Source organism: Streptomyces echinoruber (assembly GCF_014651135.1).
In the GTDB taxonomy this organism is placed as follows: Bacteria; Actinomycetota; Actinomycetes; order Streptomycetales; family Streptomycetaceae; genus Streptomyces; species Streptomyces echinoruber.
Genome location: NZ_BMWH01000007.1, coordinates 189,668 through 202,208, shown reverse-complemented (window position 1 = coordinate 202,208; position 12,541 = coordinate 189,668). Strand labels below are relative to the sequence as shown.

Here is a 12,541-nt window from a genome sequence, read left to right as displayed (position 1 = left end):
TTCGTACGACAATGAGGCGGCGATGAGGCGGCGATGAGGTCGCTACGGCTCCGTACCACGGCGAAGGCCGGACGACGATGACACCGCCGCGGGCCGCGCGCCCGACGCTCGCGGTCGTCGGCGCGACCGGCGCCGTCGGCACGGTGGTGCTCCAGATCGTGTCCCACCACGCGGACATCTGGGGCGAGATCCGCCTGCTCGCCTCCCCGCGCTCGGCCGGCCGCAAGCTGGCCGTGCGCGGCGAGGAGGTCGAGGTGGTGGCCCTGGACGAGACGGCGCTGGCCGGCGTCGACGTCGCCCTGTTCGCCGTGCCCGACCGGGTCGCGGCGCAGTGGGCGCCGCTCGCCGCGGCCGCCGGCGCGGTGGTCGTGGACACCTCGGGCGTGTTCCGGACCGACCCGGAGGTGCCCCTCGTCGTTCCGGAGGTCAACCCGCACGCCGTGCGGATGCGGCCGCACGGCATCGTCGCCAGCCCGCACTGCACGACGCTCTCCATGATCGTCGCCCTCGGCCCGCTGCACGCCGAGTTCGGCCTGCGCGAGCTGGTCCTCTCCTCCTACCAGGCCGTCAGCTCCGCCGGCCGTGAGGGCGTGCGGACCCTGCGCCGGCAGCTCTCCCTCGTCGCCGGCACCGAACTGGGCACCAGCCCCGGCGACCTGCGCCGGGCGGTCGGCGACGACACCGGCCCGTTCCCGGAGCCGGTCGCGCTGAACGTCGTGCCCTGGGCCGGGACGGCCGACCGGGACGGCTGGTCCTCGGAGGAGACCGCGCTGCGCCGCGAGACCCGCAGGATCCTCGGCCTGCCCGCCCTGCCGGTCGCGGTGACCTGCGTCCGCGTCCCGGTCGTCACCGGGCACGCCCTCACCGTCCACGCCCGCTTCGAGAACGACGTCACCGTCGACAGGGCCCGCGAGATCCTCGCCACCGCCCCGGGCGTCGTCCTCTGCGACGACCCCGAAGCGGGCGAGTTCCCCACCCCCGCCGACGTCGTGGGCACCGACCCCGCCTGGGTCGGCCGCGTCCGCCGCGCCCTGGACGACCCGACCGCCCTGGACTTCTTCGTCTGCGCCGACAACCTGCGCAAGGGCGCCGCCCTGAACGCGACCCAGATCGCGGAGCTGGTGGTGGGCGACCGGGGCGGGGGCGGGGGAGCGCGGGGCGCGTGACCGGGGCTCCGGTGGTGCCCCGGTGGTGCCCCGGCGGTGTCCCGAGGGTGTTCCGGTGGTGCTCCGGTGGCGTCCCAGTGGTGAGGAGGTGGGGGATGTCACGTGGGATAGATGCCATGGGCACGTGTTACTTCCGGAAACACCATGGCCGAAAGACAGGGGATTTGTAAGATCGGCGTATGACAGGGGCCGGGTAGTGGTCCGGACCACTTGATGCGCGTCACTTCGGCGTCCGATGATTTCCCTCCCCGTCCTCCGCAACCGCGCGGAGGGCGGGGAGCGTCTTTGCGGACGTTTTTCCGGGGCGCGACGCCGACCGGGCGTGGGGACGCCGGGACGGCAGGCCGGGGCGTGGGGACGCCCCGTGGTTTCTGACATAGGGGATGAGCGGGACGCATGAGGGCATTTCTGGCACTTTCCTTCGTGCCGCCTGACGCGGGAACGTCGTCGGCGGCACCATCCGGCGTGAGACCCTCCCGCGGAGGGCGCCGCAACAGCCTCCCCGAGGCGTACAACCCTCACGGGGGGACGTGCGTCCAACAGGCGTGGCAGAGGTACTCGACTTTTCCGTGGCGACCCGCGGCACGGCCCTGCGGCCGCCCCGACCGGCGCTCCGCTCCCGCACGCCCGTCGCGCTCGGCGGCATGCCGGTGATCGCGCCCATGCCCGCAGCGCGGCCCGCCCGCATCCCGCAACAGCGCGACGGCGCCGACGAGACCGCGGCCGTGGGCACCACCGTCGACCACCTCACCGAGACCTACCGGGCGCACTACCGCTCCCTGCTGGGACTGGCCGCCCTCCTCCTCGACGACACCGCCTCCTGCGAGGACGTCGTCCAGGAGGCCTTCATCCGCGTCCACTCGGCGCGCAAACGGGTCCGCGATCCGGAGAAGACGCTCGCCTACCTCCGCCAGACCGTCGTCAACCTCTCCCGCTCCACGCTGCGCCGCCGCATCCTCGGCCTGAAGCTGCTGTCCAAGCCGATGCCGGACATGGCCAGCGCCGAGGAGGGCGCCTACGACCAGATGGAGCGCGACTCCCTCATCCAGGCGATGAAGGGCCTGCAGCGCCGCCAGCGCGAGGTCCTCGTGCTGCGCTACTTCGCCGACATGACCGAGGCCCAGGTCGCCGAGACGCTCGGCATATCGCTGGGCTCGGTCAAGGCGTACGGCTCCCGCGGCATCGCCGCCCTCCGGGTCGCCATGGGGACGCCGGCATGAGCGAGAACGGCAGGCCGGCCGGCGGACCGGCCGAGGAAGCGGGCGCCGAGCGCCACGAACGCCACGAGCCGTACGAGTGGCGCGAGCCGGGGAAGCTGGGGAAGCCGGAGAAACCGGGGGAGCCGGGGGAGCCGGGGCCCGCACGGCCGGCGACGGAGGAGCCGGAGGCCGAGCAGCCGGCGGCCGAGCAGCCGGCGTCGGAGGATCCGGCGGCCGAGCAGCCGGCGTCGGAGGACCCGGCGGCCGAGCGACCGGCGCCGGGGGAGCCCGCCGACGGGCCGGGGGTAGGGGAACCCACCGGCCGACGGCAGGCGCACGGGGAGTCGTACACCGGGCAAGAGCACACGCAATCGCACGCTGGGAACGGAACTGTGAACCACGGCCCCGACGACCAGGGCCCCGCCGACGGGCTCGAATCGGACGAGCTGGCACTGCGCAGGCTGCTGCACCAGGCGGTCGACGACCTCGAACCGCGCGACGGCACGCTGGATTACCTGCGGCGCGCGGTCCCGGCCCGCCGGGCGCGCAAGCGGCAGGCCGCCGTCGGCATGGCGGCCGCCGCCCTCTTCATCGGCACCGCCGTCCCGGCCCTCGTCCACGTCTCCCACTCCACCGGCTCCGACGCCAACCCCTCCATCGCCGGGCAGGCATCCCAGGCCAAGGGCGGCGACGACCGGGGCAAGAACCCCGGCGGAGGCGAGTCGGCCACCGGCGGCGCCCCCGGAAAGACCCCCGGCAAGGGCAAGGGCGGCACCAAGAACGGCGGCAAGGGCAAGGGCTCCACCGCCGCCGGCGGCGCGAGCAGCGGCCAGTCCTCCGGCACCGGCGCCTCCACCAGCGCCTGCACCGCCGCCCAGCTCGGCTCCGCCACCGCCGCCGTCGGCGGCCCCGACTCCTCCGGCGTCGTCTACGGCACCTTCCGGGTGACGAACACCTCCTCCGCCGGCTGCACCGTCGGCGGCCCCGGCGCGGTGGGCGCGATCGCCCAGGGAGCCGCCGACCAGGCGAAGATCACCGTCGTCACCCACACCTCCGGTGACGCGGCCGCCTCCCTGCCCGACCCCTCCCTCTACGTCCCACAGCTCGTCCTGGCGCCCGGCGCGGCCTACGAGGTGAAGTTCGCCTTCGTGCCCTCCGAGACCTGCCCCACCACGGGCGGCGGCTCCGGCACGGGAGGCGGTTCCGGCACGGGCGGCGACTCCGGGGACGGCGGCTCCGGGACGGGCGGCTCCACCCCCGAGCCGACGCCCAGCACCGGCGCCACCGAGGGCGCCACGGCCACCACCGGCGAGACCGGCGCCACAACCCAGCTCCTCACCGAGGGCGGCACCGCCGACGGCAGCGTCCTCGTCACCTACGCGGCCGAGGGCGGCTCCCCGAGCACCTCGGCCACCGTGCCGAACGCGTGCGCCGGAACGGTGTACTGGACGGGGGTGCTGGCGGGGTCGTAGGCAGCCGGGTCGTAGGGCAGCCGGGGCGTGGGCAGCGGGGTCGTAGGCCGTAGGCGGGCGCAGGCCCGGGGCCCCTCCCCGGGCCCTGGAGTCCGGAGCGCTCGCTACTTGCCGACGCCCTGCACCTCGGTGCCGACGGACCGCGCGCTCCCGGAGGAGTCCGGGCTCTCGGAGGATTCCGCGCTTCCGGAGGATTCCGCGCTTCCGACGGGCCGGGTGCTTTCGGCGGGCCGCGCGCTCCCGGCGGGCGTCTGCGCGGCCGTGGCCTCCCCGGCCACCAGCCCCAGCTCCGCGTCCCGCCGGAACTCGGCCTCCCGTCGCACCAGGCGGAACCACATGAACACCACGAACCCGGCGAAGACGAACCACTCGCCGGTGTAGCCGAGGTTCTGGAACGCCTTCAGGTCCAGCCCGGTGTTCCCGGGGGCCGTCGGCGGCACGGTCCTCATGCCGGCGTCGGCCTTCTCGAGCGTGACCCACGCGTCGTACAGGCGGTAGGGCACGAGGTTGACGAGGGAGGCCGCGCTGATGGCGGCCACCTGCCCGGACGGCAGGCCCCCGCGGGCGCTGACGCCGTTGTCCCCGGGCGTCTCGGACGCCTGCAGCGCCCCGGTGACGGTGACCCGCCCGTGCGGCGGCGCCGGCGCCTTCGCGGCGCCCCCGTCCCCGGGGTTCCCCGGCAGCCAGCCCCGCACGACCGGCAGCGCCCTGCCGGAGTCGGTGCGCAGCAGCGTCAGCACGTAGAAGCCGCGCCTGCCGTCCAGCTCCCGGTCGGGCACGAGGAGCTGCCGGCCGTACTGCCCGGTCGCGGTGACCCGCTTGCCGGCGGTCCGCTGCGTCACCGGCAGCAGCTCGGCGAGCGGCCGCGGGGCCTGGCGCCGGTCCGCGGCGGCCCGCGCGTGCGCGCTCCGGTGCTCGTGCACCCGGTCCTCGAACCGGCCCAGCTGCCAGGAGCCCATGTACACGCAGAAGGGGAGGGCGAGCAGCGCGAGCAGGTTGATCGCCCACCAGCGGGGGGTCAGCAGAAACCGGTACACGCCTTCCACGGTACGGGGAGACGGGGGCGGCCGGGCCGCGGGGTCCGCCGGCCGGCGGGGCGGGTGCCGGCGGGGGCGGGGTGAGGACATGGTGGGAAGTTATCCACAGGCCGGGAACCTCCCCGGCGAATTGTCGGCGGGTGCGGGCAGTATGGGGCCATGACTGAGAGCAACGGGTCGAGTGCGCGGGACCAGCGGGTCGGACAGCAGCGTGACGGGGAGATGCCGGACTGGGAGAAGCGCTTCCGGGCGCCCCGGGTGTCCCTGCCGGAGTGGGCGGAGGACGCACCGGACAGGGCCCTGTTCGTGTCCAACGCGACGGGGACGTACGAGCTGTACGCCTGGGACCGCGCCACGGGCGAGCAACGCCAGGTGACCAGCCGGCCGAACGGCACGACGGACGGCGTGCTGTCCCCGGACGGCGAGTGGATCTGGTGGTTCGACGACAAGGACGGCGACGAGTTCGGCGTCTGGCGCCGCCAGCACTTCCACGGCGGCGAGGACGAGATCGCCGTGCCCGGCCTGGACCCCTCCTACCCGGCGGGCCTCGCCCTCGGCCGCGACGGCCGCACCGCCGTCGTGGGCCGCTCCACCGACGAGGACGGTACGACCATCCACCTCGCCCGCACCGGCGAGGCCCCCGTGGAGATCTACCGCCACCGCGAGTCGGCCGGCGTCGGCGACCTTTCCCACGACGGCACGCTCATCGCCATCGAGCACACCGAGCACGGCGACGCCATGCACTCGGCCGTGCGCGTCCTGCGCCCCGACGGCACACCGGTCGCCGAACTGGACGACACCAAGGGCGGCACGCGGGAACTCGGCCTGGAGGTACTGGGCTTCGCCCCGGTCGCCGGGGACACGCGGCTGCTGGTGGGCCACCAGCGGCGCGGCCGGTGGGAGCCCATGGTGTGGGACGTGGCGACCGGCGAGGAGATCGACCTGGCCCTCGAACTGCCCGGCGACGTCAGCGCCGAGTGGTACCCGGACGGCTCCGCCCTGCTCGTCGTCCACGGCTTCGAGGCCCGCAGCGAACTGTTCCGCTACGACCTGGCCCGCCGCAAGCTGGTGGAGATCCCCACCCCGCGCGGCACGGTGTCCGCGGCCACGGCCCGCCCCGACGGCACCGTCGAGTACCTGTGGTCGTCGGCCGCCGTCCCCCCGGCGGTCCGCTCCACCTCCGGCCGGGTCGTCCTGGACCCGCCGGGCCTGAAGTGCCCCGGCTCCGTCCCCGTGGAGGACGTGTGGGTGGACGGCCCCGGCGGCCGCATCCACGCCCTGGTCCAGAAGCCCGCCGGCGCCACGGGCCCGTTCCCGACGGTCTTCGACATCCACGGCGGCCCCACCTGGCACGACAGCGACGCCTTCGCCGCCGCCCCGGCCGCCTGGGTCGACCACGGCTACGCGGTGATCCGCGTCAACTACCGCGGCTCCACCGGCTACGGCCGCGCCTGGACGGACGCCCTGAAGCACCGCGTGGGCCTGATCGAGCTGGAGGACATCGCGGCGGTGCGGGAGTGGGCGATCGCCTCCGGCCTCGCCGACCCCGACCGTCTGATCCTCACCGGCGGCTCCTGGGGCGGCTACCTCACCCTCCTCGGCCTCGGCACCCAGCCCGACGCCTGGACCCTCGGCATCGCCGCCGTCCCCGTCGCCGACTACGTCACGGCCTACCACGACGAGATGGAGGCCCTGAAGGCCATGGACCGCACGCTGCTGGGCGGCACCCCGGAGGAGGTCCCCGAACGCTTCGAGGCATCCTCCCCGCTGACCTACGTCGACCAGGTCAAGGCCCCCGTCTTCATCTCCGCCGGCGTCAACGACCCCCGCTGCCCCATCCGCCAGATCGAGAACTACGTCAAGCGCCTCGAATCCCGCGGCGCCGTCCACGAGGTCTACCGCTATGACGCCGGCCACGGCTCCCTGGTCGTCGACGAACGGATCAAACAGGTCCGCCTGGAACTGGACTTCGCCGCACGGCACTTGGAAGCCGCCGCAAATCCGTCGCACCGCCAGCACGCGTAACGCGGGGGCTGCGGGCGGCACGTGACGCGGGGTGGGGTGCGGGCGGGACGCGGGCGCGGAGAGCGCGAGTAATCCGCGGGCATTCGTGCCTCCCCCAGTGCCTGAACGGCCTGGGGGCACCCCCAGGGCGGCACGGGTGGGCGCTGGGGGTGCCCCCTGCTCGAAGAGCTTGGGGGAGGCACCCCGTCAGCGCCGGGCTGCGCGCCCCACCCCCCGGGCCGCAGCCCACGCCCACTTGCCAGTCGCCTTGCCAGGCGCGGCAAGGAAACCCACCCCGCCGGGCAGACGGCCGGCAGGCCTACGCCCGCGTCCGCCGCCCCAGCAACTCCGCCAGCCCCCGCCGCGTGGCCGCCAGCACCACCCGGTCCTCCGCCCGCAGCACATACGTGTCCGGTAGATCCCACAGCAGCCCGGACGGCAACCGCGAGTCCGCCCCGACGCCCCCCTCCACCTGCTCCCGACGCGCCCCCGCAGCCCCGGTCCCGGCGCCGGCACCGACCCTGCTCCCGGTCCCGCCCCCGGCCCTCGCCGCCCCCGACGCCGTTCCCGAACTCGCCCCCGTCCCGGCCGTGTCCAACGCCAGCACCCGCCAGGCCCCCGCCCGGAAGGCCTCACCGACCGTCTTCCCCTCGAGCTGCGGCAGCCCGCCCACCCGCACGGCCGCGAACAGCAGCACCCGCCGCTCCACGGGAATCGCCCCGAGGATCTGCCGTCCGAACATCGCCCCGGCGAACGCGGGAGCCGCGAGATGGGACACGCTCCGGCTCCGGGTCAGCGCCTGCGGATGCGCCGCCCGCAGCGTCCGGTACACCGCGGTCGCGAAGTCGTCGTCGTACAGCCGCAGCACCACCCGCAGGTCGGGCCGCACGCTCCGCGCGTACAGCACGGCCTCCAGGTTCGTCGTGTCCGAGCTGGTCACGGCGAGCAGCGCGTGCGCGCGGTGGATCTTGGCCGCCTCGAGCACGCCCTCCTGCGTCACGTCCCCCAGCACCACCGGCACTCGCAGCCGCCGCGCCGTGGCCAGCCCCCGCGCCTCGGGGCCGGCCTCGACGCACACCACCGGGATCCCCAGCTCCCGCAGCCGCGTCAGCACCCGCGTACCGATCTTGCCCAGCCCCAGCAGCACCACGTGCCCGCTCAGCCCGCGCGGCGGCTTGCGCAGCGCCGACACCGACCGGAACGTGCCGAGCGCCTCCAGCACCGCCGCCAGCAGCACCGGCAGGAGCAGCAACCCGACCAGCCCGGACAGCAGTTGGAGCACCTGCCGTCCGGTGGAGGCGCCCAGGGCGGGATCGTCGATGGCGAACAGGTCCAGCAGCGTCAGGTACAGCGCCCGCAGCGGATGCATCCCTGTCACCAGACACAGCGCGACCGCGAGCGCGAGCACGCACCCCACCAGCCCGGCCAGCGACCACCGCAGCCGCGGCGAGAACAGCGACGCGAACGGCAGCGCACCCGCGACGGTCCCGCGCCCGGTCCCGCCCGACACCCCGGCGCTGTACGACACCTGCTCCAGCACGACCGTGCCGCGCCCGGTGGCGGAACGGATCGCCGCCTCGTCGGGCAGCAGCCGCGGCCCGTGCTCCCCGCTGCCCTCCGACCCGTCCGCGCCGGCCGGGTCGGAGCTGGTCGCCGACAGCAGCGCCAGTGTGCACAGCCCGGGGTCGGCGACCTCGCCGGGCGCGGGCGGCGGCCGTTCCACCGCGCGCAGCAGCAGCCCGTCGGTCTGCACGACCTTGCTGGTGCCGGCGACGGCGGTGGCGGCCAGCGCGGGCGCGGCGGTGTCGGCGTCGGACAGCACGGTGACCGAGTTGTCCACGGCGTCGGCGGCCGCGTCGGTGTCACCGGTGGCCAGCGCGGCGGCCTGGTCGAGGAGGGCCTCGATGTGCTGGCCGAGCCGGCGGTTGTACAGCCGCAGCACCAGCCGCAGCCGCGGGTTGAGGCGGCGGGCGGTGAGGGCGGCGCGGATGTTGGTCTCGTCGTCCTCGTACACCAGCGCCAGCGCGGCGGCCCGCTGCACCCCCGCCTCGGCGAGCACGGCCTCGGTGGCCTCGGCGGCCTCCACCACCCGGTCGGCGCCGGAGAGCGAGGCGCCGTTGCCGCCGCCCCCGTTCCCGGCGCTGCCGCCGCCGCGGTTCACGGCGACGCCGACCATCCGGTCCAGCAGCGCCGCGGACGCCGCCCGGGCGCGTCCGACGACCGGCGGTCGCACCGAGCGCTGCGCCGGCGGCACGACGAGCGTCACCTGCTCCCCGTACACGCCGCGCAGTTCGGCCGCCAGCCGGTGCGCGAGCCCGTCGTCGCCGCACACGATCATGTGCGACACGCCGCCGCCCGGCCCGCCCGGCCCGCTCTGATACGGAACGCTCCCCACGTGCTGAAGGACATCACACCGCCGACGACCGGTTCCCGCCGCCCGCGCCCCGGACGGCACCCCGGCTGAACACCGGGACCCGGCCGCCCGTAGGGGAGGGGAGGGAAGCCAGCGCCCTGCCGCACCGGAGGTACCGCACCGTGTCCACCGCCCACACAGCCCCGCCGGAGCGGGCCGACGGCACCGCGCCGCCCGCCTCCGCACCTCCGACGTCCGCACCGCCCGCGCCCGTACCCCAGTCGTCCGTACCTCCGGCGTCCGTACCTCAGTCGCCCGTACCTCCGGCGCCCGTACCTCCGGCGCCCGCGCCGCCTTCCTCCGCGTCCGAGCCACCCGACCCGGAGCAGCGGGCCCCGCTCACCTCCTCTCTCCTCCTCACGGTGGTGCTCCTGCTGGCCGTCGTCGCCCAGGGCCCGCTCCGCCGGGCACTGGGCGCGCCGGTGATGCAGACCTGGATGACGGTGTTCACGGCGGTGGTGGTGCAGGCGCTGCCGTTCCTGGTGCTGGGCGTGCTGCTGTCGGCGGCGATCGCCGTGTTCGTGCCGCCGTCGTTCTTCGCGCGCGCCCTGCCCCGCCACCCCGCGCTGGCGGTCCCGGTCGCCGGCGCGGCGGGGGCTGTCCTGCCCGGCTGCGAGTGCGCGTCGGTCCCGGTGGCCGGCGCCCTGGTCCGCCGGGGCGTGACGCCCGCCGCGGCCCTGGCCTTCCTCCTCTCGGCGCCCGCCATCAACCCGATCGTGCTCACGGCCACGGCGGTCGCCTTCCCCCGCGACCCGCGGATGGTCGTGGCCCGGCTGGTGGCGAGCCTGCTGGTGGCGTGCGCGATGGGCTGGCTGTGGCAGCGGCTGGGCCGCCCCGACTGGCTGCGCCCCGCGGACCGCGCCGTCCACCACGGCGAGGGAAAGGGGGCCGCCTTCTGGGGCTCGGTACGGCACGACGTGATGCACGCCGGCGGTTTCCTGGTACTGGGCGCCATGGCGGCGGCGACGCTGAAGGCGGTCGCGCCGGCGAGCTGGCTGGAGCGGGCGGCCGCCCATCCGTTCCTCGCCGTCCTCGCCCTGGCCGTCCTCGCCGTGGTGCTGTCGATCTGCTCGGAGGCGGACGCGTTCGTGGCGGCGTCGCTGTCCCAGTTCTCGCTCACGGCGCGGCTGGCGTTCCTCGTCGTGGGCCCGATGATCGACCTCAAGCTGTTCGCGATGCAGGCCGGCACCTTCGGCCGCGGCTTCGCCCTGCGCTTCGCGCCCGCCACGTTCGTCCTGGCGGTTCTGGTGTCCCTGCTGACCGGGGCGGTGCTGCTGTGACCCTCAACCGCCACGCCCAGGCCGCGCTCCTCTTCCTCACCGGCGCCGCCCTGCTGCACGCCGGCACCACCGACCTCTACCTCCGCTACGTCAAACCCGGCCTGCAACCCCTCCTGCTGGCCTCCGGCGCGGTCCTGATCGCCACGGCCGCGGCGACCCTCTGGTACGAACGCAAGCAGACCCGCGGAAAAACCCCCGACCCACACCCGCACCCGCACCCACAACCGTCCCCACACCCACACCCGCAGCCGTCCCCGCACCCACACCCGCACCACGAGCCCGGCATCTCCTGGCTCCTCGTCCTCCCCCTCCTCGCCCTGATCCTCGTCGCCCCGCCCGCCCTCGGCTCCTACTCGGCGATGCGCACGGGCACGGCCCTGCAGCAGCCGTACGGCACCACGCCCCTGCCGCCCGGCCGCACCCCCCTGCACCTCACGGTCGTCGACTACGCCACCCGCGCCGTCTACGACCACGGCCGTTCCCTCACCGGCCGCCCCCTCACCGTCACCGGCTTCGTCGCCCTGGACGCCCGGGGCCGCCCCTACCTGGTCCGCATGGCCCTGACCTGCTGCGCCGCCGACGCCCAGCCCGTCAAGATCGCCCTGACCGGCCACGTGCCGCCGATCCTGCAGCCGGACACCTGGCTCGCGGTCACCGGCACCTACACCTCGCGGCGCACCACCGACCCCGTCAACCACCGCCCGATCCCCTACCTGCGGGTGACCGGCGCCCACCCGGTCCCGACGCCGCACGACCCGTACGACGAGACCTGGAACACCTGAACACACCGCGGGCGGACGGAGCCGGCATGCGGAGCCGGCATGCCGTGACAGCCGACCACCGGCGAGATCCGGGAGGAGGACCTCGCCGCCACCGCCTCCACGGAACCCCACTCGACGCGGGGGATCGCAACATCGCGCACCGGACGGCCAATTACCGCACCCGCCCCCGGGCCTGACACGATGGGCCCATGCGTGCGCGATACGGAGTACCCCTGGGCATCACGGCGGTGGCGGCCGCCGGTCTCCTCTACTCGGCGGGCTTCGAGGTCCGCTCCTTCCGGCTGCGGCGGGTCACCGTCCCCGTCCTGCCCGCCGGCATGCGCCCGCTGCGCATCCTCCAGGTCTCCGACATCCACATGGTCAGCGGCCAGCGCAAGAAGCAGCGCTGGCTGCGCTCGCTCGCGGGCCTGCGCCCCGACTTCGTCATCAACACCGGTGACAACCTGTCCGACCCCGAGGGCGTGCCGGAGACGCTGGACGCCCTGGGCCCGCTGATGGAGTTCCCGGGCGCGTACGTCTTCGGCTCCAACGACTACTACGGCCCCAAACTGCGCAACCCCGCCCGCTACCTCGTCGAGAAGGTCCAGGGCCGCCACGGCCTCAACGGCAACCCGCCCGTCGTCGGCGCCGTCCACAACCCGTGGGAGGAACTGCGCGACGGCTTCGACTCCGCCGGCTGGCTCAACCTCACCAACACCCGCGGCACACTGAAGGTCGACGGCGTGTCGGTCGAGCTGACCGGCCTGGACGACCCGCACATCAAGCGCGACCGCTACGACCGGGTGGCCGGCGGCCCGTCCGGGTCCGCCGACTTCTCGATGGGCGTCGTCCACGCCCCGTACCTGCGCGCCCTGGACGCCTTCACCGCGGACGGCTACCCCCTGATCCTGGCCGGCCACACCCACGGCGGCCAGCTCTGCATCCCCTTCTACGGCGCCCTCGTCACCAACTGCGACCTCGACACCGACCGCGTGAAGGGCCTCTCCACCCACACGGCGGACGGCCGCACCGCCTACCTCCACGTCTCCGCGGGCTGCGGCACCAACCGCTACACCCCCGTCCGCTTCGCCTGCCCACCGGAGGCGACGCTGCTGACGCTGGTGGAACGGGACTGAACAGCCGGCCGCAGGCCCGGCCCCGACACCCGGGCCTGCCCCTGCCCCTGTCCCTGCCCCTGCCTCTGCTCAG

Annotated in this window: 9 protein-coding genes; 7 read left to right on the top strand and 2 right to left on the bottom strand. The window is 75.1% G+C overall.

Annotated features, from left to right (window positions below; genetic code table 11):
* Positions 1-77 precede the first annotated feature (77 nt).
* The 3 genes from IE225_RS12525 (at position 78) to IE225_RS12515 (ending at position 3,837) form a co-directional block, all read left to right on the top strand.
* A complete protein-coding gene (locus IE225_RS12525) occupies positions 78-1,166 on the top strand; it encodes an aspartate-semialdehyde dehydrogenase (RefSeq protein WP_190057513.1) in 1,089 nt (362 codons plus the stop codon).
* Between the two features lie 644 nt (positions 1,167-1,810).
* Positions 1,811-2,386, top strand: a complete 576-nt coding sequence (locus IE225_RS12520; protein ID WP_190057547.1) for a SigE family RNA polymerase sigma factor — start codon at positions 1,811-1,813, stop codon at positions 2,384-2,386.
* Positions 2,383-3,837 (top strand): hypothetical protein, encoded by a 1,455-nt coding sequence (locus IE225_RS12515; protein WP_229879479.1) that lies wholly within the window; start codon positions 2,383-2,385, stop codon positions 3,835-3,837. The genes IE225_RS12520 and IE225_RS12515 overlap by 4 nt, the downstream gene beginning before the upstream one ends.
* 104 nt (positions 3,838-3,941) lie before the next feature.
* Here the strand turns inward: IE225_RS12515 and IE225_RS12510 are convergent, their stop codons facing one another.
* Positions 3,942-4,874, bottom strand: a complete 933-nt coding sequence (locus tag IE225_RS12510) for an SURF1 family protein (RefSeq protein ID WP_190057512.1) — start codon at positions 4,872-4,874, stop codon at positions 3,942-3,944.
* A gap of 159 nt (positions 4,875-5,033) precedes the next feature.
* Here IE225_RS12510 and IE225_RS12505 point away from each other — a divergent pair, with 159 nt between their 5' ends.
* On the top strand, positions 5,034-6,899 hold the full coding sequence (locus IE225_RS12505) for a S9 family peptidase (RefSeq protein ID WP_190057511.1): 1,866 nt from the start codon (positions 5,034-5,036) through the stop codon (positions 6,897-6,899).
* Between the two features lie 298 nt (positions 6,900-7,197).
* Here IE225_RS12505 and IE225_RS12500 read toward each other — a convergent pair whose 3' ends face one another.
* Positions 7,198-9,216: an NAD-binding protein gene (locus tag IE225_RS12500; protein WP_190057546.1), complete on the bottom strand. Its 2,019-nt coding sequence runs from the start codon at positions 9,214-9,216 to the stop codon at positions 7,198-7,200.
* 197 nt (positions 9,217-9,413) lie between these two features.
* Between IE225_RS12500 and IE225_RS12495 the strand changes: the two genes are divergently transcribed.
* From IE225_RS12495 to IE225_RS12485, 3 genes are all read left to right on the top strand, one after another.
* Positions 9,414-10,571, top strand: coding sequence for a permease (locus IE225_RS12495; protein ID WP_373303178.1), 1,158 nt, complete (start codon positions 9,414-9,416; stop codon positions 10,569-10,571).
* Positions 10,568-11,353, top strand: a complete 786-nt coding sequence (locus tag IE225_RS12490; RefSeq protein WP_190057509.1) for a TIGR03943 family putative permease subunit — start codon at positions 10,568-10,570, stop codon at positions 11,351-11,353. Before IE225_RS12495 ends, IE225_RS12490 begins: the two co-directional genes overlap by 4 nt.
* Before the next feature lie 188 nt (positions 11,354-11,541).
* Entirely contained in the window at positions 11,542-12,468 is a 927-nt protein-coding gene (locus tag IE225_RS12485; RefSeq protein ID WP_190057508.1) for a metallophosphoesterase, read from the top strand.
* Positions 12,469-12,541 lie beyond the last annotated feature (73 nt).